The sequence below is a fragment of the Streptomyces arenae genome, from assembly GCF_022343545.1.
In the GTDB taxonomy this organism is placed as follows: Bacteria; Actinomycetota; Actinomycetes; order Streptomycetales; family Streptomycetaceae; genus Streptomyces; species Streptomyces humi.
The window spans coordinates 86,570-112,942 of sequence record NZ_JAKQYH010000053.1; the positions used below are offsets into that span (position 1 = coordinate 86,570).

Annotated in this window: 12 protein-coding genes; 9 read left to right on the plus strand and 3 right to left on the minus strand. The window is 70.7% G+C overall.

Going from position 1 to position 26,373, the window contains the following annotated elements; all coding sequences use genetic code 11:
- Window positions 1-100: 100 nt before the first annotated feature.
- From fxsBH to fxsT, 4 genes are all read left to right on the plus strand, one after another.
- Window positions 101-2,257 carry a radical SAM/SPASM protein FxsBH, inactivated beta-hydroxylase extension form gene (gene fxsBH / locus MB828_RS23920; protein WP_430381417.1) on the plus strand — a complete coding sequence of 719 codons (2,157 nt, stop codon included), beginning with the start codon at window positions 101-103 and terminating at the stop codon, window positions 2,255-2,257.
- On the plus strand, window positions 2,250-3,056 hold the full coding sequence (locus MB828_RS23925) for an aminoglycoside N(3)-acetyltransferase (protein WP_430381418.1): 807 nt from the start codon (window positions 2,250-2,252) through the stop codon (window positions 3,054-3,056). The genes fxsBH and MB828_RS23925 overlap by 8 nt, the downstream gene beginning before the upstream one ends.
- 121 nt (window positions 3,057-3,177) lie before the next feature.
- On the plus strand, window positions 3,178-4,467 hold the full coding sequence (locus MB828_RS23930) for a TIR-like protein FxsC (RefSeq protein ID WP_301650020.1): 1,290 nt from the start codon (window positions 3,178-3,180) through the stop codon (window positions 4,465-4,467).
- Window positions 4,464-8,399, plus strand: a complete 3,936-nt coding sequence (gene fxsT / locus MB828_RS23935) for an FxSxx-COOH system tetratricopeptide repeat protein (RefSeq protein ID WP_301650021.1) — start codon at window positions 4,464-4,466, stop codon at window positions 8,397-8,399. Before MB828_RS23930 ends, fxsT begins: the two co-directional genes overlap by 4 nt.
- Before the next feature lie 39 nt (window positions 8,400-8,438).
- On the opposite strand, the gene MB828_RS23940 is transcribed toward fxsT, so the two are convergent.
- From MB828_RS23940 to MB828_RS23950, 3 genes are all read right to left on the minus strand, one after another.
- Window positions 8,439-9,317 (minus strand): alpha/beta fold hydrolase, encoded by an 879-nt coding sequence (locus tag MB828_RS23940; RefSeq protein ID WP_133022072.1) that lies wholly within the window; start codon window positions 9,315-9,317, stop codon window positions 8,439-8,441.
- 536 nt (window positions 9,318-9,853) lie between these two features.
- Window positions 9,854-10,792 carry an anti-sigma factor RsbA family regulatory protein gene (locus tag MB828_RS23945; RefSeq protein ID WP_301650022.1) on the minus strand — a complete coding sequence of 313 codons (939 nt, stop codon included), beginning with the start codon at window positions 10,790-10,792 and terminating at the stop codon, window positions 9,854-9,856.
- A gap of 488 nt (window positions 10,793-11,280) precedes the next feature.
- Entirely contained in the window at window positions 11,281-11,805 is a 525-nt protein-coding gene (locus tag MB828_RS23950; protein ID WP_133022070.1) for a hypothetical protein, read from the minus strand.
- Between the two features lie 344 nt (window positions 11,806-12,149).
- On the opposite strand from MB828_RS23950, the gene MB828_RS23955 reads away from it, so the two are divergent.
- From MB828_RS23955 to MB828_RS46685, 5 genes are all read left to right on the plus strand, one after another.
- A complete protein-coding gene (locus MB828_RS23955) occupies window positions 12,150-16,973 on the plus strand; it encodes a family 43 glycosylhydrolase (protein WP_301650023.1) in 4,824 nt (1,607 codons plus the stop codon).
- A 73-nt stretch (window positions 16,974-17,046) separates the two neighbouring features.
- Window positions 17,047-18,210, plus strand: coding sequence for an FG-GAP repeat domain-containing protein (locus MB828_RS23960; RefSeq protein ID WP_301650024.1), 1,164 nt, complete (start codon window positions 17,047-17,049; stop codon window positions 18,208-18,210).
- Window positions 18,211-18,427: 217 nt separating this feature from the next.
- Complete coding sequence (locus MB828_RS23965; RefSeq protein ID WP_301650025.1) at window positions 18,428-20,164, plus strand: dolichyl-phosphate-mannose--protein mannosyltransferase; 1,737 nt, start codon at window positions 18,428-18,430, stop codon at window positions 20,162-20,164.
- Between the two features lie 257 nt (window positions 20,165-20,421).
- Window positions 20,422-21,924: a lipase/acyltransferase domain-containing protein gene (locus MB828_RS23970; protein WP_301650026.1), complete on the plus strand. Its 1,503-nt coding sequence runs from the start codon at window positions 20,422-20,424 to the stop codon at window positions 21,922-21,924.
- The gene (locus MB828_RS46685) at window positions 21,921-25,055 is read left to right on the plus strand and encodes a tetratricopeptide repeat protein (RefSeq protein WP_343236189.1); all 3,135 of its coding nucleotides are present in this window, start codon (window positions 21,921-21,923) and stop codon (window positions 25,053-25,055) included. Before MB828_RS23970 ends, MB828_RS46685 begins: the two co-directional genes overlap by 4 nt.
- Window positions 25,056-26,373: the final 1,318 nt, after the last annotated feature.

Genomic DNA, 26,373 nt, shown 5'->3' on the forward strand with positions numbered 1-26,373 from the left:
CGCTCGTACCCACGTCAGTGCGCTGACAGTGCGTCAATGTTTCTCGCAGTAATGCCGTTTGCGGCCCGTCGGGGGTGGGAAGTCTGACAGACTGCCTCCGGTGACGAGCCAGTCGCCCGACAACCCACCCCTGAGACAGCTGGTCCTCAAGATCCACAGCAGGTGCGATCTGCTCTGCGACCACTGTTACGTGTACCAGCACGCCGACCAGAGCTGGCGGGGCCGCCCCACCTTCATCCGCCCGGAGACCGTCCGGGCCGTCGCCGGCCGGCTGGCCGAGCACACCCGGGCGCGGGCCCTGGAATCCGTCTCGGTGATCCTGCACGGCGGGGAACCACTGCTCGTCGGGCCCGCCCGGCTGCGTGACATCTGCGCCGAGCTCACCCGCACCCTCGCCCCGCTGACCACCCTCGACCTGCGGATGCACACCAACGCGGTCACCCTGAACCGACGCCACCTGGACGTCTGCCGGGAGTTCGGGGTCCGGGTCAGCGTGTCGCTCGACGGCGACCGCGCGGCCAACGACCGGCACCGCCTCGACCGCAGGGGACGCAGCAGCCACGACCGGGTGCTCCGCGGCATCCGGCTGCTCCAGGAACCCGAGTACCGTCACCTGTTCAGCGGCATCCTGTGCACCGTGGACGTGGCGAACGACCCCGTCGCCGTGCACGACGCCCTCACCGAACTCGCCCCGCCGCGGATCGACTACCTCCTCCCGCACTCGACCTGGGACAGCCCGCCGCCCAACCCGGCCGGGGCCGCGACCCCGTACGCCGACTGGCTGCTCGCGGTCTTCGACCGCTGGGAGGAACAGGGCCGCCCGATGCCGGTGCGGACCTTCGACTCGGTGCTCAGCACCCTGCGCGGCGGGCCGCCCCTGACCGAGGCGCTGGGGCTGGCGCCCAGCGACCTCGCCGTGATCGAGACGGACGGCACCTTCGAGCAGGCCGACTGGCTGAAGACCGCCTACGCGGGCGCGCCCGAGACGGGGTACGACGTCTTCCGGCACGGCTTCGCGGAGTTCGCCTCGCATCCGGGCGTACTGGCCCGGCAGACGGGGGCCGACGGGATCAGCGACACCTGCCGCCGCTGCCCGGTCCTGCGGTCCTGCGGCGGCGGCCTGTACGGGCACCGGTACCGCGCGGAGAACGGCTTCGACAACCCCAGCGTCTTCTGCGCCGACCTGCGCTCCCTCGTGGAGGGGATCGCCGACCGGGTGACCGACCGCACCTTCGCCCCGGCCGTGCTCAGCCTGCCCCGGCTCAGCTGGGCGCAGCTGGAGCTGACCCGGCTGCTGGTGCGCCGGACCCGGCAGCAGCTGACGGCCGAGCCGGACACGGCGGACGCCTGGCGGCTGCTGCTGGCCCTGGACGCCGGCTCCGGGACCGCACCGCACCTGGACGAGGTGCTGGCCCACCCCTACGTGCGCACCGGTCTCCAGCGCTCCCTGCGCGGCCCCGCGGACGCGGCCCGGTTCATGGCGCTGGCCGCCGCCGCGGCCCTGCGGGCGGGGGCGCCCGCCACGCTGTCCTGGGACCAGCCCGGCACCCGGCTGCACCTGCCCACCTGGGGCACCTACCGGCTGGACGCCCCCGGCCGCATCGAGGTCACGGTGGCACCCGGCGCCTTCCGGGTGCGCGGCGTCGACGAGCACCGGACGGACACCGCGGGGACCTGGGTCCGGCCGGACGAGATCCCGGCGTCCACCCGCTGGCGCCCGCTCGGCCGGCTGCTGGCCCAGGACGGGCCGCTCGTCGACGACGCCGACCCCTACCGCGACTGCTATCCCGCCCCGGTCGCCCCGCCGCTCGAGTCCGGCGACTTCGCGGAGCGGCTGGGCCGGGCCTACGAACTGCTGGCGAAGGACGCCTCCGACCGGCGCACCGCCGCGGAGGCCTTCCGGCCCACCGTGCTCACCCCGCTGGAGGCGGGCAGCGGGCTGCTGCTCGGCGCGCACGGGTTCGGGGCGCTGGGCGTGGCGGTGGACGTGACGCCGGAGGAGTTCGCCCGGGAACTCCCGCGCATCGGCCGCCGGGCCAGGCTCACGGCCCTGCGCGAGACGGCCGACCTGCACCGGCCGGGCAGCCCCGCGGGCGCCCTGCTGGACCTGGCGGACACGGAACTCGGCCGGGGGGCCCGCCCGGAGGCGGCCCGCGCCCTCACCGGGCTCACCTTGCTGCCGGAGGCCGAACTGACGCTGACAGGAGCCGTGCTGGTGTCCCAGCTGTGGTCGCAGTGGGCGGATCTCCATGACTGAACGGGCCCCCGCCACCACGGCGGACACCGCGCACCGGACGGAACTGGCGGACCTGTTCCGGACGTTGGGCGTGCGACGCGGCGGGGTGCTGATGGCGCACGCCTCGCTGAGCGGCACCAAGGCCGCTCCGGAGCTGGTCCGGGACGCGTTGCTGGCCGCGCTCGGACCGGAGGGGACGCTGGTCGTGCCCGCTTTCACGCCGGAGAACTCCGACACCTCCCGGGCCTACCGGGAGGCCGTCGCCGGCATGGACGAACGCGAGGCGGCCGAGTACCGGGCCGCGATGCCGCCGTTCGACCCGGACGCCACCGAGTGCCCGACGATGGGGGCGCTCGCCGAATGCGTACGGTCGACGTCCGGTGCCGTGCGCAGCGCGCATCCGCAGACCTCGCTGGCCGGACTCGGGCCACGGGCAGCGGAGTTGCTGCGGAAACACCCGCTCCGCAGCCACCTCGGCAGGCTCTCCCCGATGGCGCGGCTGTACCGCGCCGACGCCCAGGTCCTGCTGCTGCGGGTCGGGTTCGAGGTGTGCAGCTCCTTCCACTACGCCGAGTACCTGACCCGCCCCAGGCCGCCCCGGCGCACCTACCGGTGCGTGGTGGGGCACAAGGGGAACTGGGTGTCGTACCGGGATCTCTCCCTGAACGACGGGGACTTCGGCGCGATCGGTGCCCGGCTGCCGCAGGGGCTGCGCGCCGAGGCCGACTGGGCCTCGAAGCCGGTCGTCCTGTGCTCCATGCGGGACCTGGTCAGACACGCCAAGGGGCAGATGTCTGGATATCGACGCGCTTTGGCCTGAAAACAGTGAACCGGAACCGGGGTCCGTCGGGCACATTGTTGAGTCCGACGACGGCGTCGACGACGGGGGCGGTCCAGCGGCTTGCCGGTGGCCAGGAAGACGTACGGACATGGGGGAACGGGTGCAGAATCGGGCTCCGGACAACCGGCCCTATTTCTTCCTGTCGTACGCGCACACTCCGCAGTGGAGCCCGGACAGCGGAGACCCCGACCACTGGGTGCGGGTGCTGTTCAACGACCTGTGCAGCCACATCATGACACTCACCGACCTGCCCGCCGGCTCCCCGGCCGGCTTCATGGACCGGGAGATGCGCTCCGGGGACGGCTGGCCCGAGAAGCTGAGCGAGAACCTGGCCGCCTGCCGGGTGTTCGTGCCGCTGTTCTCACCGCGCTACTTCTCCAGCGAGATGTGCGGCCGCGAGTGGTACGCGTTCCACGAGCGGATGCTGAACGCCAGGACCACCGGGGCGGCCAACGCGTCCGCCATCGTGCCCGCGCTGTGGACCCGCTTCGACATGCGTGAACTCCCGGACTCCGTACGGCACATCCATGTGGAACCCCTCTCGGAGGGCGGGCGGTACCTCAGCAACGGCATCTACGGGCTGATCAAACTCAGCCGGCTGCGCGACGAGTACGACGACATCGTGTACGGCCTCGCCGAACGCATCGTCCAGGCGGCCGACGAGTCCCGGCTGCCGCCCGGCCGCCCCCGCGACTACGAGAGCACGCCCAGCGCCTTCAAACCGCGCGGCTCCGGGCCCCGGCACATCCGGCTGACCGTGGCCGCGCCCACCGAGGACGCCGTCCAGCAGCACCGCGACACCGGACCCTACGGGGACGACGCACTGGACTGGAACCCGTACCAGACCGAGTCGACCCGGGCGCTGTCCACGCACGCCGAGGAACTGATCCGCTCCCTGGACTACCGGGTGACCGTCGTCGCCTTCGACGACGAGAACCCCGGGGAGGAACCGCACGCGTCCGAGGACCGCCAGCCCGGCATCCTGCTCGTCGACCAGTGGGCGCTCACCGACGAGGAACGCCGTGGCCGGCTGAAGACGTTCGACGCCTACGCCCGCCCGTGGGTGAGCGCGATCGTGCCGCGCTGCCGCACCGACCTGCAGAACCACAGCGAGCAGGGGCGCCGGCTCGCCGAGGAACTGGAGCGGGTCATGCCGACCATCCTGGAGCGGGCCCGGCGCGGCGACGCCCGGACCGCCGTGAACGGCGTACCCACGCTCAAGGCCTTCACCAGGGTGCTGCCCGAGGTGGTGGCCTACACGACCAGGCAGTACCTGAAGAACGCCGAGGTCCGACTGCCGCCGGGCCCTGACATCCCCAGACCCCGTCTGGCGGACCCCTACCAACCGTCGGACCCGGACGCGGGCGACGACCCCGGAGGAGAGGCATGACGGCCGCAGTGGACGGACGCATCATCACCTTCTACTCGTACAAGGGCGGCACCGGACGGACGATGGCGCTCGCCAACACGGCGTGGATCCTCGCCGCCAACGGCAAACGCGTCCTCGCCGTCGACTGGGACCTGGAGGCCCCGGGCCTGGACCGCTTCTTCCACCCGTTCCTGGACCCCAACGTGCTCGCCGCCACCGGAGGTGTCCTCAACATCCTCCAGGACTACGCCTGGGCGGCCACGGACGGCATCACCCGCACGGGACCCTGGCACCTGGAGTTCGCGGACGTCGAGCAGCACGCCGTCTCGCTCTCCCCCGAGCGGCAGGGCCTCTCCTTCGAGAACGGCGGCTCGCTCGACTTCCTCTCCGCCGGAAAGCAGTTCCGCGCCTACTCGGGCACGGCGTCCTCCCTGGAGTGGGACAACTTCTACGACCGGCTGCGCGGCGGCATGTTCCTGGAGGCGCTGCGCGACAGCATGAAGCGGTCCTACGACTACGTGCTGATCGACTCCCGCACCGGGCGGTCGGACACCGCGGACATCTGCACGCTCCAGATGCCCGACGTCCTGGTGGACTGCTTCACCTTCAGCGACCAGGCCCTGGACGGCGCCGCCGACGTGGCCTACAGCGTCGGCGACGAGCACCGCAGCCGGCGGATCCGGGTGCTGCCCGTCCCGATGCGCGTGGACGACGGCGAGAAGGAGAAGGTCGAGGCGGGCCGCGCGGTGGCGCGGACGAAGTTCGCCGGACTGCCGAAGGGACCGGACGGGGAGCGGCTGAGCGCCGACGAGGTCACCGCCTACTGGGGCAGCGTCGAAATCCCGTACAAGCCGTACTACGCGTACGAGGAGACCCTCGCCGTCGTCGGGGACAAGAAGGGCGACCCCAAGTCGCTGCTGTCCGCCTTCGAACGGCTCACCGCGTTCGTGACCGACAACGAGGTCACCGCGCTGCCGCCGATCCCGGACCAGGTACGGCTGCGCTGCCGGGACGCCTTCATCCGGCGGCGGCCGCAGACCACCGCGCTCCAGGTGACCATCGTGTACGCGGCGGAGAACCGGATGTGGGCCGACTGGGCCGAGTCGCTGCTGAAGCGGGCCGGCTGCACCGTCGTACTGCACGACCTGGCCGCCGGACCGCTGGACCGGCCCGCACCCGGTGCCCGCGTCCTGGTCCTGTGGTCCAAGGCGCTGTTCGGCTCCCGGCACACCGCGTTGCTGCTGAACTCGGCCACCGGCGGCGACGGCCCCACGGGCGTGCTGATACCGGTACAGGTCGACGAGGTCCAGCCACCGGACTCGTACCAGCACCAGGCCGACCCGGTCGACCTGCACGGCCGTGACGAGTCGAGCTGCGAGAACGCGCTGCTCGGCGCGCTCGAACTGCCCGGGCAACTGCCCAAGGGCGGCCCCGCGGCACCCCGGTTCCCCGGCCACGTCCCCGACCACTGGAACGTCCCGCAGCGCAACAGCACCTTCACCGGCCGGGGTTACATCCTGGAGAAGGTCCGGGAGCAGCTGCGCAGCGGTATGACCGCCGTACTGCCGCAGCACCAGGCGCTGTTCGGGATGGGCGGGGTCGGCAAGACCCAGATCGCCCTGGAGTACGTGCACCGGTTCAGCGCCGACTACGACCTGGTGTGGTGGGTGCCGTCCGAGAACGTCGACAACGTGGTGGCCTCGCTCGCCGAACTCGGGGCCCGCATCGGCGCGCCCGGCGGCGAGGACATGGCGCTCGCCAGCAAGGAAACCGTCCGCATGCTCTCCCGGGGCAACCCGACCAAGCGGTGGATCCTCGTCTTCGACAACGCCGACAACCCGGACGACCTGGCCGGTTACCTGCCCACCACCGGCGGCGGGCACATCCTGGTCACCTCCCGCAACCAGGCCTGGTCGGACAAGGGGGAGACGCTGCCGGTCGACGTCTTCCAGCGGCAGGAGAGCGTCGAGCACCTGTCGCGGCGCGCCCCCGGCCTGTCCGCCACGGAGGCCGACCAGGTCGCGGAGGCCGTCGGCGACCTGCCGCTCGCGGTGGAGCAGGCCGGGGCCTGGCTGGCCGAGACCGCCATGCCGACCGCCGAGTACCTGCGCCGCCTCACCGAGGAGACCGCCGCGGTGATGGGGCTCAACCAGCCCTCCGACTACCCCGACACGGTGGCCGCGACCTGGAACATCTCCATCGAGCGGCTGAGGGAACGCTCACCCGCCTCGGTGCGGCTGCTGCAACTGTGCGCGTTCCTGGCCGCCGAACCGATCTCCTCGGAACTGCTCTACGACAGCGACGAGATGCTCACCGCCCTGCGGCTGACGGAGAGTCTGCTGATCGGCCAGCTGGTGCGGGAGATCAGCCAGCTCGCCCTCGCCAAGGTCGACCAGATCTCCCGCACGATCCAGGTGCACCGTCTCGTGCAGGCGGTGATCCGCTCCCAGATGTCGGAGGAGGAGCGGCGCGAGGCCCGGCACACGGTGCACGAGATCCTCAGAGGGGCCCGCCCCAAGGGCGACGAACCCACCGACAACCGGGAGAACTGGCCGCAGTTCGACATCATCTGGCCGCACCTCACCGCCTCCGACATCCGCAACTGCACCGAGGCGGAACCCCGCCGGCTGCTCATCGACCGCGTCCGCTACCTCTGGAAGCGCGGCGAGTTCCTCCGGGCGCAGCGGCTCGCCGAGGAACTCCTCGCGCACTGGAAGGAACCCCTCGGCGAGGACGACGAGCAGTACCTGTACCTGCGCTGCCAGCTCGCCAACGTGCTGCGCTCCCAGGGGCTGTACGTCGAGGCCCGGGAGATGGACGACGACGTGCTCGGGCGGCAGCGCCGGCTGCTCGGCGACCGGCACCCGCACACGTTCATCACCACCTCCGGCCTCTCCAGCGACCTCGCGGCGCTGGGCGAGTACACCAAGGCGGTGGAGCTGGCGAGGGAGGCGCACGACGGCTTCAGCGACCTCTTCTACGAGGCCCACCCGCGCACCCTGAACGCGGCCAACAACCTCGCCCTGGCGCTGCGCATGGTCGGCAGGTACAAGGACGCCCGGGGGATCGACGAGGTCACCCTCACCCGCCGTACCCAGGTCCACGGCGTCGACCACATCTACACGCTGTCGTCCGCGGAGAACCTGGGCCGCGACCTGCGCGAGGTCGGCGAGTACACCGCGTCGGTCGCGGTGCTGTCCCGGGCGTACGAGCAGTACAAGCGCGTACGCGACCTCGGCAAGCAGTTCCCGGGCACCCTGCGGTGCGCGAAGTCGCTCGCGGTGTCGCTGCGCCGGGCCGGCGAACTGGAGGACGCGCGGCGGCTGACGGCCGCGACGATGGAGCAGTACCGGTCCCAGTACACGGCGCCCACCCCGGACTCGCTGGCCTGCGAACTGAACCTGGCCGCCGACCTGTTCGCGGCGGAGGACCCGGAGGCGGCGCGCGACGTCGCCCAGAAGGTGCTCGCCGAGTACGTGAAGAAGCCGGGCGAGGCCCATCCCTACACCCAGACCGCGATGAACAACCTCGGTGTCTTCCACTGGGGCTGCGGTGACGCGGAGCAAGCCGAGGAGGTGTTCCAGAAGACACTGGAGCGCATGACCGAGGTCCTGGGCGCCCACCATCCGCACACCCAGTTCTGCTCCGCCAACTACGCCATCGTGCTCGCCGAGAGCGGCCGTCTCGAAGAGGCCTGGGAGCGGGAGCAGCACAGCATCGAAGCGCTGCGCGCCGACCTCGGCGCACAGCATCCCGAAGTCCTGGCGGTGGTCAGCAACGGCGCCCTCACTTTGAGCGCCCTCAGCCGCACGGACGAGGCCCGCGTCCTGCGCGAGGAGGCCACCAGGAAGCTGAAGGGGCTGCGCCAGCAACTCGGCGACAACAACGGCATCACCCGCTTCGCGCTGGCGGAGCGCCGGGTGTACCGGGACCTGGAGCCGCTGGCGGTGTGAACGGAGGGCGGGCGGGGCCGGACGGGCGGCGGCGCGCCGTCAGTCGTCCGGGGTGTCCGCCAGCAGCCAGTCCAGGACGTCGGGCAGGGCGCGCAACGACCCGAAGTGGGCCGCCTTCGGTTCGAGGACGGCCTTGGCGCGCGGGATGCGGTCGGCCAGCCAGGAGAAGTGGGAGGCGGGCGAGAACACGTCCTTCGCGCCGTGCCACAGCAGCACCGGCACGCCGATGTGCGCCGGGTCGAAGCCCCAGGGGCTGGTGAGGGCGAGCGCGTCGTCGATCCAGCCGTACGGCGAGGTGCGCAGCGCCTCGTGGTAGGTGCGCAGCAGCATCGAGCGGATGCTGCTGTCGGAGACGATCAGCCGGTCCTCGTCGGTCAGGTCGGAGCGCAGGTCCTCCAGCAGCCGGGCCGGGTTGCTGCGGATGTCGGCCGAGCGCGGGATGATCCCGGCCGCGTACCCCTCGGGGTCGGTGACGGCCGTGCGGAACTCGCGGACGTTGAACGGTGTCATCCCGGCGAACCAGTCGAGCCCCTCGGCGTCCCGCGGCGCGAGCGCGACCAGGGCCGCGGCGCGGGTCACCCGGCCCGGCAGCAGGGCGGCGCAGGCGAGGGCGTGCGGTCCGCCGCCGGAGCGGCCGGCCACCGCGAACCGGTCGAGACCGAGGGCGTCCGCCACGGCCGCCACGTCCTCGACGACGTCCACGACCCGCCGTCCGGGCCGGCGGTCCGAGCCGCCGTACCCGGGCCGGTCGAAGCTGATGAGCCGGGTGCCGTGCTGGTACAGGAACATCGGCCGGGGCCGCGGCCCCACCCGGCTGCCGGGCATGCCGTGCAGCAGGAACACCGGGCGCCCCCGGGGATCCCCCGACACCTCCACCCGCAGCCGCCGCCCACCTGTCGTGCGCACCAGATCAGGCACCGCCGTGTCCCCCTCCCCCGCCGTGGCCGGGACCACGATGCCCCACCATTGCCCGCCCGGCCACCCCGCGAAACGAACGTGCGGGTCGACCGGATTGAAACGACGCACGCCCCCGGCCCGCCACGAAAACACCCGCTCCGGCACGATCAGAGCCCGCTCCGGCACGATCAGAGCCCGGGCCGGCACGACCAGAGCCGGTGCCGGCACGACAAGACCCCGGCCCGGCACAATCAGAGCCCGGGCCGGCACGACAAGAGCCGGTGCCGGCACGACAAGACCCCGGCCCGACGCGATCAGAGCCCGGCACGACCAGAGCCGGGTCCGACACGATCAGAGCCCGGGCCGGCACGATCAGAGCCGGGCCAGGCACGACAAGAGCCGGTGCCGGCACGACAAGACCCCGGCCCGGCGGGCCAAGAGCCCGGGCCGGCAGCGTGGCCCGGCGCGATCAGAGCCTCGCCCGGCGTGGAGGTAGCTGGGTGCGGCGCTCCGGGGGTCGGTTCGCGTGAGGGTGTCGCTCAGGCCGCTCCCGCCACTCAGACCGCGAACCAGCACCTGATCGTCGTGCCGGACGGTGCCGTGTGGACGCGGACCAGGTCGGCGACGAGGTTGACCAGGAGGAGGCCGCGGCCGCCGCTCCGGTCGCGAAGGGCGGGGCGGCGGCCGGCCAGCGGGTCGGTGAGGCAGCCCTTGTCGCGCACCTCGCACAGCACCTGACCGTCCTCGGCCCACACCTCCACCGTGCCCGAACCCCCGCCGTGCACGACGCTGTTGGTGGTGAGTTCGGCGACGGCCAGGGCGAGGTCGTCCAGGCGGCTGCCGGTGAGGCCGAACCGGGCGGCCGCGTCGGTGGCCAGGTGGCGGGCGGCGGGGAGGGAGCCGGCGTCGAAGGCGACGGGCAGGCCGGGGCCAGGGGCAGGGGGCAGCGGCCGGTCGTAGTGGGCGAGGACCGCCTCCGGGGCGTAGGCGCTGCTGGTGCGCGGGGCGGACGAGCCCGCGGTGAGGTAGGTCGGGTGGGTGGCGTAGGCGTCGGCCACCGCCCGGGTGTCCAGCCGGGTGGTGTCGTAGGGGCACAGGACGGTGACCTCGCGGCCCCGGAACGCCGCGTTGATCAGGGCCTCGTGCTGGACGCAGGCCGGGTACTCGGCGGCCGTACGGCCGGCCCACACCGGTTCGCCGACGATGCGGACGCGGCGGCCGGGCGGCTGGGCGTCGGCGAAGGCGAGCAGCACGCCGGGGAGGATCCGGCCGGGGTTGCGGCCGGCCTCGCGCATGTCGAGGAGGCGTACGGATCCGGCGCCGGCGCCGAGCGCGGCCCGGATGAGGCGGAGGTTCTCACCGGGCACGGCGACCGCGACCGGCTCGCCGGCGTCCAGCGCCTCCTGCACGAAGGGCACCGTCCCGGCCAGGTACTCGTCCTCGTCGCCGTAGAAGAGGGCGGGATGGACGAACGGCCCGGACGGCACGCCGGTCATGACGGCGGCACCTCACGCGGTGCCGGCTCCCTGGTCGTCACGGTGCCTCCCTGCCGCCGGCGCGCCCGACGGTCTCCGCCGCCTGCGCACACAGCCCTACCTGCTGCCGGTGCACCTGATGCCCCGGATACCCCGCCGCAAACACCTCACCCGCCACAACGGCGACACCCGCCGACGGCCGCCGCGATGAATCCGGCGGGCGGATCTTGGCAGAACGGGCCCTGATCAGGCAAGTCCTAGTGAGGCGAGTCCTAGTTACGCGAGTCCTAGTGAGGCGAGTCCTAGTAGGGGAGGATCCGCCCCGAGGGCGTCCTGCGGTCGATCTCCTGCCCCCGGGGAGCGGGCCGACGAACGACGCGTACTCGGATCCGACCGTCCATGACGCCCTCCTCTTGCCGAGCCCTGATCCGCACCTGGTGTCCGGTAGGAGGGCTCTGCCCCGCACACGGCAGCTCCAAGCCTCGCGCGGGGCAGCAAAGTTGGCGGCGTCAGCTCAGACCGAGGTCGGAGAGGGCGGTCGTCCAGTCGGTGATGATGGCGTCCTGGGCGTCGGAGAGGCTCACGGTGCCCGCGCAGACGGCCTTCTTGAGCTTGTTCTCGACGGTGTCCTTGTTGGCGGCGGTCTTGGTGCCGTACTCCGGTTCGGGCCAGAGGTTCAGCTCGCTCTTGGGGGCACCGCCGAGTTCGAGCGGCACGAAGTGGTCCTCTTCGTAGTCGGAGGTGCTGGTGTCGGTGTACCCGTACTCGACGATCTGCTTCTTCTTCAGCGCGGTGGTGTAGGAACTGGACGGCCGTACGGTCGCGGTCCAGCCGGAGACGCAGATGGTGGAGTCGATGGTGCTCTGGGTGACGTCGGGGTTGAGGTCGCCGGGCTGGCAACTGGGGTCGGGGAGCGGGAGGTAGGCCTGGCTGCACGACTGTGCGTGAGCCGTACCGGTGGTGAGGGTGAGGCCCGCGACGGCGAGGGCGAACGCGGAGATCGAGGTCACGACGGGACGTCGGATTCGGGACATGTGGGGGTCTCCCGGTGAGGTGCCCGGCACGGTTCCGGGCAGTCGTGGGCATGACAGCACCGGAGAGCTCTATGCGGGTAGACGCCTTTGCCAGGGCAGGGGAATGCTTAGTTGAAGATTGGACGCGACCGGGGCAACGGGCGGTCAAGTCATGGCTGCGGCTTGGTTGTCGAGCACCTGCCGTTCACCTGGCCACCGGCTCCGGCCCGTCCTCACCCGGATCAGCCGTTCGGCTGGTCGGACATCGTTCGAAAACTCTTGACGCCCCCGTGTACATCGTTTGACACTCTCGCAACGCGATGTCATCTCCGGTTAACGGCACGTCACTTGGCAGGGAGCCGCACATGACCGACACCACACGTCCGTGCGGCCGCGCGAGACGCCGGGCGGGACGGCTGGCCGGACTGGCCGCCGCCGCGGCCCTCCTGGCCCTCCTCGGCTCCGCCCTCCCGGCCCGTGCCGTCACCGCGGCCGCCGGTGAAGCCACCGCCCCCACCGACGGCCTCGCCCTCTGGTACCCGCTGGACTCCGGTACCGGCACCACCGTCCCCGACGCCTCCGGCAACGGCCGTGACGGCACGCTGCACGGCACCGCCGACTGGTCCGCCACCGGCCAGGGCCTCGGCTTCAACGGCTCCGACACCTACGTCGAGGTCCCGGACGACATCATGAAGGGCATGGACTCCATCACGGTGTCCATGGACGTGCGGATCGACGCCACCCAGTCCACCCCGTACTTCCTCTACGGCTTCGGCAACTCCAGCGGCGGCAACGGCGACGGCTACCTCTTCGCCACCGGCAACTCCCTGCGCACCTCCCTCGCCACCGGCAACTGGTCCACCGAGCAGACGACCAAGCCGTCCGACTCCCACAACCTCACCCGCTCGGTGTGGAAGCACATCGCGTACACCCAGACCGGCACCACGGGTGTGCTCTACGAGGACGGCGTCGAGGCCGGCCGGAACACCTCCGTCACCATCACCCCCGGCGCCATCGGGTCCGGCAGCACCGTCGCCGACTACATCGGCAAGTCGGTCTACTCCGGCGACAAGCTCTTCAAGGGCCGCATCCGCGACTTCCGCGTATACGACCGGGCGTTGGACGGCTCCGAGGTCGGGCGACTCGCCCTCCCCGTCGACACCCAGGGCGTCGCCGACGACAAGGCGGCCCTGAGCCTCGGTGACACCGGTGCCGTGACCGCCGACCTGGACCTGCCGAAGACCGGCGCGGCGGGCGGCTCGGCCATCACCTGGTCCAGCGACGACCCCGGCGTCGTCTCGGACTCCGGCAAGGTGACCCGGCCCGCCGCCGGCTCCCCCGACGCGCACGCCACGCTCACCGCGACCCTCACCAAGGGCACCGTCACCGACACCAGGACCTTCGACGTCACCGTCCGCGCCGACTTCGACGACACCACCGCCACCGAACAGGCCGCCGACGCCCTCACCGTCCACGACGTCGACGACGTCCGCGGCAACCTCACCCTGCCCGCCACCGGCGCCTACGGCACGGCCGTCAGCTGGTCCTCCGCCGACCCGGACGTGCTCGCCGCCGACGGAGTCGTCCACCGCCCCGCGCACGGCGCCGGCGCCACCACCGTCGACCTGACCGCGACGGTCACCAAGGGGACGGCCACCGCCGCCCGCACCTTCACCGCGCACGTACCCGAACTCCCCGCCAGGGAAGCCCTCAAGGGCTACATGTTCAGCTACTTCACCGGCGAGGGCACCGCCGACGGCGAACAGCTCTACGCGGCCCTCAGCAAGGGGAACGACCCGTTGAACTGGCGGGAGTTGAACGACGGCAAGCCCGTCCTGACCTCCACGCTCGGCGAGAAGGGCCTGCGCGACCCGTTCATCATCCGCTCCCCCGAGGGCGACAAGTTCTACCAGATCGCCACCGACCTCAGGATCTACGGCAACGGCGACTGGGACGCCGCTCAGCGCACCGGCAGCAGGTCCATCATGGTCTGGGAGTCCACCGACCTCGTGCACTGGACGGACCAGCGCCTGGTGAAGGTCGCCCCGGACAGCGCCGGCAACACCTGGGCCCCCGAGGCGTTCTACGACGCGAAGCTCGGCGAGTACGTCGTCTTCTGGGCTTCGAAGCTGTACGACGACGCGGCGCACTCCGGCGACACGTACAACCGCATGATGTACGCCACCACCCGCGACTTCTACACCTTCAGCGAACCCAAGGTGTGGATCGACCGCGGCTGGTCGGTCATCGACTCCACGATGATCCAGAAGGACGGGACGTACTACCGGCTCTCCAAGGACGAGCGGAACAACACCTCCTCCACCCCCGACAGCAAGTTCATCTTCGAGGAGAAGAGCGACTCGATCCGCAGCACCGACTGGACCCCGGTCGCGGAGGGCATCGGCAAGGGTGCGATGAGCGCGGCCGAGGGGCCGCTGGTCTTCAAGTCGAACACCGAGGACAAGTGGTACGCGTTCCTCGACGAGTTCGGGGGCCGCGGGTACCTCCCGTTCGAGACCGACGACCTCGACTCCGGGGTCTGGACCCCGGTGACGGACTACAACCTGCCCGCCAGGCCTCGCCACGGCACCGTACTCCCGGTCACCCAGGCCGAGTACGACCGGCTCCTCCGCGCCTACCAGCCGGACCAGTTGGTGGAGAGCGTCGAGAGCGTGAAGGTGAAGACGAGGACCGGGCAGGCCCCGGTGCTCCCCGCCACCGTCATCGCCTCCTACGCCGACGGTGTCGACCGGCCGATCGCCGTCACCTGGGCCGACGTGCCGGCGTCCTCGTACGCGCAGCCCGGCGCCTTCACCGTCACCGGCAGCCTCCCGGACGGGACCGCCATCCCCGTCCAGGCCGAGGTCACCGTGTCGGACGAGGGCCCCGACGTCCCGGCCGACCTGCTGCTGCACTACGACTTCGACGAGACCGGCGGCAACATCGCCGTGGACAGCAGCGGGCACGGCTATCACGGCACGTACGTCCGCACGCCCGCCTTCGGTACGGGGGTGACGGGCGGCTCCTTCAAGATGTCGGGAGACGCCACGAGTTCGCCGTACGTGAAGATCCCGAACGGGGTGCTCAGGAACGCCGGCAGCGTGACCGTGTCGACGTACGCCAAGTGGCAGGGCGGCGACAGCTTCCAGTGGCTGTTCGGGCTGGGCCCCGACAGCACCAAGTACCTCTTCGCCACCCCGTCCAACGGCGGCTCCAGCCTCTACTCGGCTATCACCAAGGCGAGTTGGTCGGCGGAGTCGAAGCTGACGGCCGGCTCGCAGCTCACGCCCGGCCAGTGGCGGCACGTCACCGTCACCCTCGACGGCACGACCGGCACGATGGTCCTGTACGTCGACGGCATCCAGGTCGCCCGTACGACGACCACCATCAAGCCGTCCGAGCTGTACGACGCCAGCAAGGACTACACCGGCTACATCGGCCGCTCCCTGTACTCGGCCGACCCGTACTTCGGCGGCGAGGTCGACGACTTCCGCATCTACGACCGGGCCCTGTCGGCCGCCGAGGTGATGGAGCTCAGCGGCAACACGGCCGGCATCGCCAAGGCGACGCAGACCGGTCTGAAGGTCGACGCCATCGTCGACGACACGGACGGCAAAATCACGCTGCCGATGACCGAGGGATCCGATCTCACCGCCCTGGCACCGGAGTTCACCCTCGCCCACGGCGCCGCCATCAGCCCGGCCTCCGGGAGCGTGCGGGACTTCAGCAAGCCGGTGACGTACGAGGTGACGGGCTCCGACGGCAAGAAGCGCACCTGGACGGTCTCGGCCCTCATCATGAGGAGCCCGGTGCTGCCGGGGCTGAACGCCGACCCGAACATCGTCCGCTTCGGCGACACCTTCTACATCTATCCCACCACCGACGGCTACGACGGCTGGAGCGGGACGCAGTTCAAGGCGTACTCCTCCACCGACCTCGTCCACTGGACCGACCACGGCGTCATCCTCGACCTGGGCCCGGACATCAGCTGGGCGGACAGCAGGGCCTGGGCGCCGACGATCGCCGAGAAGGACGGCAAGTACTACTTCTACTTCTGCGCCGACGCGAACATCGGCGTGGCGGTGGCCGATTCACCGACCGGCCCCTTCAAGGACGCGCTCGGCAAACCGCTGCTCAAGTCCGGTGACTTCAGCGGCCAGATGATCGACCCGGCCGTCTTCACCGACGACGACGGGCAGTCGTACCTCTACTTCGGCAACGGCCACGCCTATGTGGTCCCGCTGAACGCCGACATGACGTCCATCGACACCTCGAAGGTCCAGGACATCACGCCGAGCGGGTACAACGAGGGCTCGTTCGTCATCAAGCGCAACGGCGTCTACTACTTCATGTGGTCCGAGAACGACACCCGCGACGAGAACTACCGCGTCGCCTACGCCACCGGGCCCTCCCCCACCGGTCCCTGGACCAAGCGGGGCGTGATCCTCTCCAAGGACCTCTCCCTGGGCATCAAGGGCACCGGCCACCACAGCGTCGTACACGTCCCGAACACCGACGACTGGTACATCGCCTACCACCGCTTCGCCATCCCCGGCGGCGACGGCACCCACCGCGAAACCACCATCGACAAGCTGGAGTTCGACGCGGACGGGTTGATCAAGCCGGTCGTCCCGACGCTGACGAGCATCGATCCGGTGACCGTCGTACACGCGGGACCGGACGTCAGCGGGACGGAAGGGGACGCGATCCCGCTCGTCGGCACGGTGTCGGGGGCCGGTCCCGGCGAGTGGACCCTCCCCGCCGGTGCCCCCTGCACGGTCGCGGACCCCGGGTCGGCCGCCACCACCGTCACCTGCACCGACAACGGCACCTTCACCCTCACCCTGACCGGTGGCCGCAGTACCGACACCACGACCGTGACCGTCTCCAACGCCCCGCCGACCATCACCGACGCGCACGGCCACGGCGACCGGCGGGTGACCGTCACCGTCCGCTTCACCGACCCGGGCGCCTCCGACACCCAGACCTGCGTCGTCGACTGGAAGGACGGCACCCGGCCGGCGCCGGGCCGGGTCCACGGCTCCGTCTGCCGTGCCGAGCACACGTACCGGAGGCCGGGCAGATACCGGCCGGTGGTCACCGTCAGCGACGACGACGGGGGGACGGCCACCGTCGCCGTACCCCTCCGGCCACGGGACTCCGGGAAACCACGGGCCGGTAACACGTGACTCACAGGCGGCGCCCGTAGGTTCCCGTGCCCATGACAGACAACACGTCTCACGGAAGGACACCCCTCCCGTCATGAGCAAGCACAGGAACCGCCGGGTCCCGCGCGTCCTGGCCTACGGAGTCGCCGGTGCCTTGACGGCCGCCGCGGGTGTCACGGCTGTCGCGTCGGCCGACGAGCCGGCCACGACGGCGGCCGCCACCTGCTCCTTCACCAGGTCCGCCACCACGGCGAGCACCGGCGACAACCCCCGGCACGTGGTGACCGGCGACCTCGACGGCGACGGGAACGCCGATGTGGTCGCCGCGGACAACGACGCCGACACGGTCTCCGTCCTGCTGGGCAACGGCGACGGCACCTTCGGCACGGCCACGGACTACGCCGTGGGCGACAAGCCGTACCAGTCCGTCATCGCGGACTTCAACGCCGACGGCAACCCGGACATCGCCACCGCCGACTTCGACGGCGGCACGGTGAGCGTCCTGCTCGGCACCGGTGACGGCGCGTTCGGGACCGCCACCCAGTACACGGTCGGTTCGGGCGCCCGTTCGCTGGTCGCCGGGGACGTCGACGGGGACGGCGACCTGGACATCGCGGTGGCCGAGGAGTCGGCGGGGCGGGTCAACCTGCTGCTGGGCGACGGTGAAGGTGCGTTCACCGTCTCCTCGCAGACGGTCACGGTGACCCGGCCGCACGGCCTGGTTCTCACCGACTTCGACGGCGACGGCAACCTGGACGTCGCCACCGCCGGCGTCGCCACCGCCGGGGGCGTGAGCGTGGCCCTCGGCAACGGCGACGGGACCTTCGGGGACGTGACGGAGTACGCGAGCGTCGCGCGGCTGTACTCCATCACCCAGGGCGACTTCGACGGAGACGGCAACACGGACCTGGCCACCATCAGCAACGGCTCCGACACCCTGGAGGTCTACGCCGGGAACGGCGACGGCACTTTCCAGGACCCCGTCGACTACGCCACCTCCGCGCTGCCCGTCGCCGTCAACTCGGCCGACGTCAACGGCGACGACATCCCGGACGTCCTGGTCTCGTCGCTGAACGGCAACTCGGTCTCGGTCTACACCGGCACCTCGGGCGGCTCCCTGAGCGAGCTGACCGAGCTGTCGGCGGACGGCGCCTACGAGGCGACCGCCGCCGACGTGACGTCCGACGGGACCAAGGACCTGCTGGTGGCGAGCAGCAGCGACGACGCGGTGGACGTGTTCACCGGCTCGTGCGGCTGACCCTCCCCGGCCATCGAGACCGTGGTCCCGACCGTGGTCCCGGCGGGCGCGGTCACCGTCGGGTCCGCCGAGAGGGCCGGCCGGCCTCGTCGCCGAGGTTGCCGGCGGGGCGGTTGATCGCGGTGGCCGAGGTGTTCGAGACGGGGTCGGTGGAGAAGGCGCCCCAGGTCTCGGAGGCGATGGCGGACCCGATGTGCCGACGGTCTAAGGTCGTCCGGTGACGAGCAGCAGCGCGACGCGTTCCCACGATCTCGACGGCATAGGTCCGACGGCTGCCCCGCAGGGCCGGCTGGACCGACTGCGCCGCTCCGGTCATCCCGCACCGCACACCGCACCTCCGCACACCGACGTCCGGGAACGTCTCGTCCCGCCCTTCCCCGAGCCCGCCACCCACCTCTGGCGGCTCCTGGGGCTCGGCCAGGACGCGGCGCACCGGCTCGCGCGCGCCATGGAGTGGCTGGGCCCGGTGCTCGTCGCCGTCCTGGCCGGAATCCTGCGGTTCTGGCGCCTCGGGCAGCCCCGGGCCCTCGTCTTCGACGAGACGTACTACGCGAAGGACGCCTGGGCGCTGCTGCACCTCGGCTACGAGGGCACCTGGCCGGACCGCAAGATCGCCGACCCGGAGATCCTGGCGCACCCCCAGGTGATCCCGCTCTCCGACACCGGTTCGTTCGTCGCGCACCCGCCGACCGGCAAGTGGGTGATCTCCGCCGGCGAGTGGCTGTTCGGACTCGACCCCGTCGGCTGGCGCTTCATGACGGCGCTCCTCGGCACCCTGTCGGTGCTGATGCTGTGCCGGATCGGCCGCCGCCTGTTCCGTTCGACGTTCCTGGGCTGTCTGGCCGGTGCGCTGCTGGCGATGGACGGTCTGCACCTGGTCATGAGCCGTACCGCCCTGCTGGACCTGATGGTCATGTTCTTCGCGCTGGCCGCGTTCGGCTGCCTGCTGCTGGACCGGGACCGGACCCGGGCCGCGCTGGCGGCGGCCCTGCCGGCCGGCGCGGACGGCCGCGTCCGCCCGGACGCGGACACCGGTGACCGCACCGCCCTGGGACTCCGGCCCTGGCGGCTCGCAGCCGGCGTCCTGCTGGGCCTCGCGGCCTCGACGAAGTGGAACGGCCTGTACGTGCTGGTCTTCTTCGTGGCGCTGACGGTGCTGTGGGACGTCGGCGCCCGCCGGGTCACCGGCGCCCGCCGCCCGTACTGGGCCGTACTGCGCCGGGACCTGGGCCCGTCGGTCCTCTCCCTGGTACCGACGGCCCTGCTGACGTACCTGCTGACCTGGACCGGCTGGTTCCTGTCCGACGACGGCTGGGGCCGCCACTGGGCGGACGGCCGCGGCGGCACCTGGTCGTGGATACCGGCGCCGCTGCGCAGCCTGTGGCACTACGAGTACCTCGTCTACCAGTTCAACGTGGGGCTGCACACGCCGCACAAGTACCAGTCGAACCCGTGGAGCTGGCTGGTGATGGGCCGGCCCGTGCTGTTCGCGTACGACTCCCCGAAGCCCGGCCAGGACGGCTGCGGCACGGCGTCCGCCTGTACCCGGACCGTCCTCGCCCTGGGCACCCCGGCCCTGTGGTGGGCGGCCTGCTGCGCCCTGGTGTACCTGCTGTTCCGCTGGGCCCTGCGCCGCGACTGGCGGGCGGGCGCGATCCTGTGCGCGACGGCCGCCGGGTACCTCCCCTGGTTCCTCTACCAGGACCGCACCGTCTTCTCCTTCTACGCCGTGGTCTTCGTGCCGTACCTGTGCCTGGCGGTGGCCATGATGGCCGGCGCCCTGATGGGCCCACCGGGCGCGAGCCGCCACCGCCGGATCCGCGGCACGATGGCCGCCGGCGCCCTCGTCCTCCTGATCGCCTGGAACTTCGTCTACTTCTTCCCGATCTACACCGGACAGACGATCCCGTACACCGGCTGGCAGTCCCGGATGTGGCTGGACACCTGGATCTGATCCCCGCTCAGCCGATCAAGCCCGTCGAACCCGTCAAAGGTCACCACGGCTGTCTGCATGACGCCTTCCGGGAGATGACTCGGAACACCGCCACTCCACGACGCGGCACATCGCAGACCGTGCATATATGCAAACCGCATCAATACCGCCATTCCCGATCGAATGGTGCCGCCCCGGCGCTATCGTCATTCTTCTGAATGATCGTCACTTCATGTCGACAGCAGACAGGGGTGACGTGTGCGAACAGGGGGACATCAGTGGCTTCGCTCAAGCATCTCGTCGTCGTCGTGCCCGGAATCGGCGGAAGCATCCTGCAGACATCTCGGGGGGCCGCCCGCTGGGACCAACGCCGTAGGCGGTTCCTCGGCGCCGCCACCCGACCCGAGCGGCTCGGGCTGGACGCCCATCCGGATCTGGTCCCGGTCGACCTGATGCCGGACATCACCCTGATCGGCCCGGTCGTGGCACCCGGTTACGACGGCCTGGTGCGCAAGCTCCGCAGCCGCTTCGACGACCTGCGCATCGACGTCGCACGGCCCGGCGGCGAACCGGACACCCGAGCGGACGTGCTGCTCTTCCCGTACGACTTCCGGCGCAGCGTCCGGCATGCCGCCGAACGTCTGCGCGACGAGGTCGAGGCCCGCCTGGGCGGCGAACACGCCTCGGCCCGGCGCCGGCGGGTGATCGTGGTGGCGCACTCCATGGGAGGACTGGTGGCCCGCTACTGGCTCGGTCCCCTCGGCGGTGCCACCGACTGCGCGGCCCTGCTGACCCTGGGCACTCCCCACCGGGGTGCGCCGAAGGCACTCGACGTCCTGGTGAACGGCCTGGCGGTGGGCCCAAAGCGGCTGGCCGGGCTCACGGAGGTGCTGCGGCAGTGGCCGTCGGCATACGAACTGCTGCCCCGCTACCCCGCGGTGGGGCGGTCCGGGAGCGGGTCGGCGCTGGCCCCGCACGAACTGGCGGAGGCCTCGGCGACCCTGCCGCCGGGATTCGCCGCGCACGCCAAGGCCGCCCGGAGCGTCCACGAGGACATCGAGTCGGTCTGGAACTACCTGTACGGAGAACCGGGGTGCCCCGAGGTCACGGCGCTGTTCGGCCGGGGGCACGGCACACTCCAGCAGGCCCTGCTCTCCCCCGCCGGGATCACGGTGACCAAACAGGCGGCGTCCTGGCTGCCGAACGCCGACTGGCACGGCGACGGCACGGTCCCGGCGATCTCGGCGATCCCCATCGAGCAGGAGGACATCCGCGCCCGCCGCGCGGTGACCGAACGCCACCTCGCCCTGGGATCCGTGTCCATGGTGACGGACATCCTGGCCGAGTACGCCGGCGCGTCGCTAGCGGCCGTACGAGGGGACCGCCCGGAACGCCCCTGGCTCGGGCTCGACCTGGACGAGACGGCTCCCGCCGACCGACCGGTCCCGCTCGGGGTGACCCTGTACGGAACCGGCGCCGACGAGTCCACCCGGGTGCAGGTCAGGGCCCGCGCCCGGGACGCCGCACCGGGAGCCGTAGCACCGTGGCTCACCTGCACCAGGCTGGCGGAGGACCGGTGGCGGGCCGAGATCCCGCCGCTGCCGCCGGGGACGTACACGGTGGAGGTGTCGGCCACCAAGGTGCCCGCCGTCAGCCGTCTCACCGCCCAGGACGTGCTGGGTGTCGTCGGCGCCAAGGACATCGAGGAGGCCGAGGCGATCGGAACCGGTGTGATCGACGGGGCCGGTGAGATCGGCGGGTTCGAGGGGGCACGCGCGTGAGCACCGCATGGCGGCGTTGGCCCAGCAACGACCCGAAGGCCTTGATCGAGTACGTCCAGCGCAAGCGCCAGGGCGAGAGCGGCGCCCCCGCCGCCATCCTCGCCGGCGCCCTGCCGCCGGTGGGCGACGCACCGCCCGCGGTCCGCGCCCGCGCCCTGTACGAGGCGTTCGCCGCACGGAACATCGTGTACGCCGACGAGCCGACGACCAGTGACTCCGGGCGCCAGACCATCCGGCCGCCCTACGAGGTGCTGGCCTCGCCCGGGCACGGCACCTGCCTCGACATCGCCGTCACCTTCGCCGGGGCCTGCCTGGACACCGGGCTGCACCCCCTCGTCCTCGTCACGGGCGGCGGTCATGGCGGCCCCGGACACGCGCTGGTCGCCGTATGGCTGGACGGCAACTGGTCCAACCACGCCCACCGCGAATACCGCTCTCACGACGAGACCGACGCCGACTGGCAGACCCTGCCCGAGGACTTCCTCGTCCAGCTCGCCGACGCCGAGGACGGCTCGGGAGCTTTCCTCGCCATCGACGTGACCGGCGTGGCCTCGTCCGCCGATGCCGCCGACCCGCGCCGCCGCAGCCGGCAGTCGTGGGCCGAGTCGGTCGCCCACGGCGCGGAACTCGTACGGCAGGCCGCGGACGACGGCCGGCTGGAGGTCACCCTCGACGTCGGCCTAGGGTACGAGCACTGCGAACCGCTGCCCCTGCCCGACCAGCCCCGCACCCAGATCCTCACCCCGCCCTATCTCGACATCAACGACAGCAAAGTCGGTACCGACAGCGACGACACCGGCCCACTGAAACTCCTCTGGGCCCGCTACGACACCATCCACTTCCACCCCCGCGACGAACTCGACTTCCTCCAGGACTGGTTCCGAGCCCCCGATCCGGACGGACCCCGCACCCGTATCGCTCTGGTGCACGGGGTCGGCGGTGCCGGAAAGACCCGGCTGGCCGCCGAACTGGCCGCGCGCATGGCCGACACCGGCTGGTTCACCGGGTTCCTGGTACGCGACCCGGACCTGCAGGACTGCGCCTGGCTAGCGCGCACCGCCTCCCCGCTGCTCGTCGTCGTGGATTACGCCGACGACCACAAGTCGGCCGACATCATCGCCCTGCTGCGCGTCCTGCGCGGCCGCCAGGAGCCGACCTGTCTGCTCCTGACCGCGCGCTCCGTCCGCGGCTGGTGGGAGGAGGAAATCGTCGACGCGCTCAAGGACAGCAGCCCACGGCCCCTGGTCCATTCGATGCCGCTGTCTCCCCGTCATCCCCGCCAGACCGGCGTCTACCGGGCGGCGCTCCGGTCCTTCGGCGCACGGGAGGCGACCGCCATGGGCAGCAGCCCGCCGCCGGACCCCCACTCCGGCCGCTGGACCACCCTGGACCTGGTCATGCTCGCCTGGCTCGACGCGCAGACGTCGGAGAGCGAGGACAAGGCGCCGGTGTCCGAGTCGGCCCTGTACGAGAGAATCCTGAAGCACGAACTGCTGTACTGGGTCCGCGTCTACCGGTCCCGGATCGGCGAGCCGTCGAACCGTGCCAAGGAGATGCTGCGCGAGGCCGGAGCCTGCGTCAGCCTGCTCGCCCCACGCGAGGACCGGCTCAACGAGGTTCTGGCCACGGTCAAGGAACTCGCCACCGACGCGAAATGGCGCGACGAGTTCACGGCCCTGCTGGAGAAGCTCCTCCCCACCACACCGGAGGACGGCACCGTCGCGGTCCGCCCCGACCCGGTGGGCACGCACCTGGCGGCCACGGTGTTCCGCGGCAACGACGCCTTGTTCGGCCGATGCCTGGAAACCGCGGACACGGACGAACGCCTGAACGCCTGCGTGGGCGTCTCCCGGCTCGCGACGGCGATCAACGGCAAGGAGGCCGCGCAGGCGATGGCCGGGACGGCACTGGAGAGGGTTCCCGAACTGTGGCCGATGGCACTATCGGTGGCGGCTTCCCAAGGAGGCCCGTTCGTCACAGCGCTGGAGCGCTTCGCCGAGGCCGAAGACACTCCGCTACCTCTGGCGGAGCTTTCCGTGACTCTGCCTACGGGGCACAGCACGCTGCGAGGTCTGGCACTGATTGCCACGGTCCGGTCCCGACCGGACGAACCGGCGGACCCCTCTGAGGAAGCTCGGGCTGCATCGGCCGCCTGGTTCAACAATCTTGCCGTCCGGCAGAGCGACACCGGCAACCATCAAGCCGCACTCACATCAATCACCAAAGCCGTCACCATCCGCCGGGCCCTGGTAGAAGGACCCAACGGCCCCGCCTTCCTCCCCAGCCTCGCCAGCTCCCTCAACAACCTCTCCGTCCAGCAAAGCAACACCGGCAACCATCAAGCCGCACTCACGTCAATCACCGAAGCCGTGACCATCCGCCGGGCCCTGGTAGAAGGACCCAACGGCGCMGCCTTCCTCCCCAACCTCGCCAGCTCCCTCAACAACCTCTCCAACCAACAAAGCGACACCGGAAACCATCAAGCCGCACTCACATCAATCACCGAAGCCGTCACCCACTACCGCACCCTGGTCCAAGGACCCAACGGCCCCGCCTTCCTCCCCAACCTCGCAGGATCCCTCAACAACCTCTCCAACCAACAAAGCAACACCGGAAACCATCAAGCCGCACTCACATCCATCACCGAAGCCGTCACCCACTACCGCACCCTSGYCCAAGGACCCAACGGCCCCGCCTYCCTCCCCGACCTCGCCAGCTCCCTCAACAACCATCACCGAAGCCGTCACCCACTACCGCACCCTGGTCCAAGGACCCAACGGCCCCGCCTTCCTCCCCAACCTCGCAGGATCCCTCAACAACCTCTCCAACCAACAAAGCGACACGGGCAACCATCAAGCCGCACTCACATCCATCACCGAAGCCGTCACCCACTACCGCACCCTGGTCCAAGGACCCAACGGCCCCGCCTTCCTCCCCGACCTCGCAATGTCCCTCAACAACCTCTCCAACCAACAAAGCAACACCGGCAAACATCAAGCCGCACTCACCTCAATCACCGAAGCCGTCACCATCCGCCGGGCCCTGGTAGAAGGACCCAACGGCGCAGCCTTCCTCCCCAACCTCGCCAGTTCCCTCAACAACCTGTCCGTCCAACAAAGCGACACCGGTAACCATCAAGCCGCACTCACATCAATCACCGAAGCCGTCACCCACTACCGCACCCTCACCCAAGGACCCAACGGCCCCGCCTCCCTCCCCAACCTCGCCAGCTGCCTCAACAACCTCTCCGTCCAACAAAGCAACACAGGTAACCATCAAGCCGCACTCACATCCATCACCGAAGCCGTCACCCACTACCGCACCCTGGTCCAAGGACCCAACGGCCCCGCCTTCCTCCCCGACCTCGCCAGCTGCCTCAACAACCTCTCCGTCCAGCAAAGCGACACCGGCGACCATCAAGCCGCACTCACATCAATCACCGAAGCCGTCACGTACTACCGCTCCCTGGTCCAAGGACCCAACGGCCCCGCCTTCCTCCCCGACCTCGCCAGCTGCCTCAACAACCTCTCCAACCAACAAAGCGACACCGGCGACCGCCAGGCCGCACTCACATCAATCACCGAAGCCGTCACCCACTACCGCACCCTGGTCCAAGGACCCAACGGCCCCGCCTTCCTCGCTAACCTCGCAGGGTCCCTCAACAACCTCTCAAACCAACAAAGCGACACCGGCGACCATCAAGCCGCACTCACATCAATCACCGAAGCCGTCACCCACTACCGCACCCTCGCCCAAGGACCCAACGGCCCCGCCTCCCTCCCCGACCTCGCAATGTCCCTCAACAACCTCTCAAACCAACAAAGCAACACCGGCGACCATCAAGCCGCACTCACATCAATCACCGAAGCCGTCACCCACTACCGCACCCTCGCCCAAGGACCCAACGGCCCCGCCTCCCTCCCCAACCTCGCAATGTCCCTCAACAACCTCTCAAACCAACAAAGCAACACCGGCGACCATCAAGCCGCACTCACATCAATCACCGAAGCCGTCACCCACTACCGCACCCTCGCCCAAGGACCCAACGGCCCCGCCTTCCTCCCCGACCTCGCCAGCTCCCTCAACAACCTCTACAACCAACAATGCGACACCGGGGGTCAGGAGGGCAGTCTCCTCACATCCGATGAGGTGATCTCGGGATTCGCCGCCGGCCCTCAGGCCGAACTCCTCATCTCTCGCGCTCACTGGCACATGACCCGCGGCAATCCCATGGGAGCGACCACGGATCTCATCTCGGCAATTCACCAAGCCAACGAAACAACAGATCCCACTTGGATCGGACGCGTCCGTCGCGCAGTCCGTGGTCTTGTTGACGATCTACAGCGAAATCCTGCAGCCCAGACTCTCCTCAGCGAAGTGACAACCCGTCTGCCCACCTGGGCTGTCGGCGCTCTTTCAGACCAGTCGGTGGAACTCTTCAACCGCTGG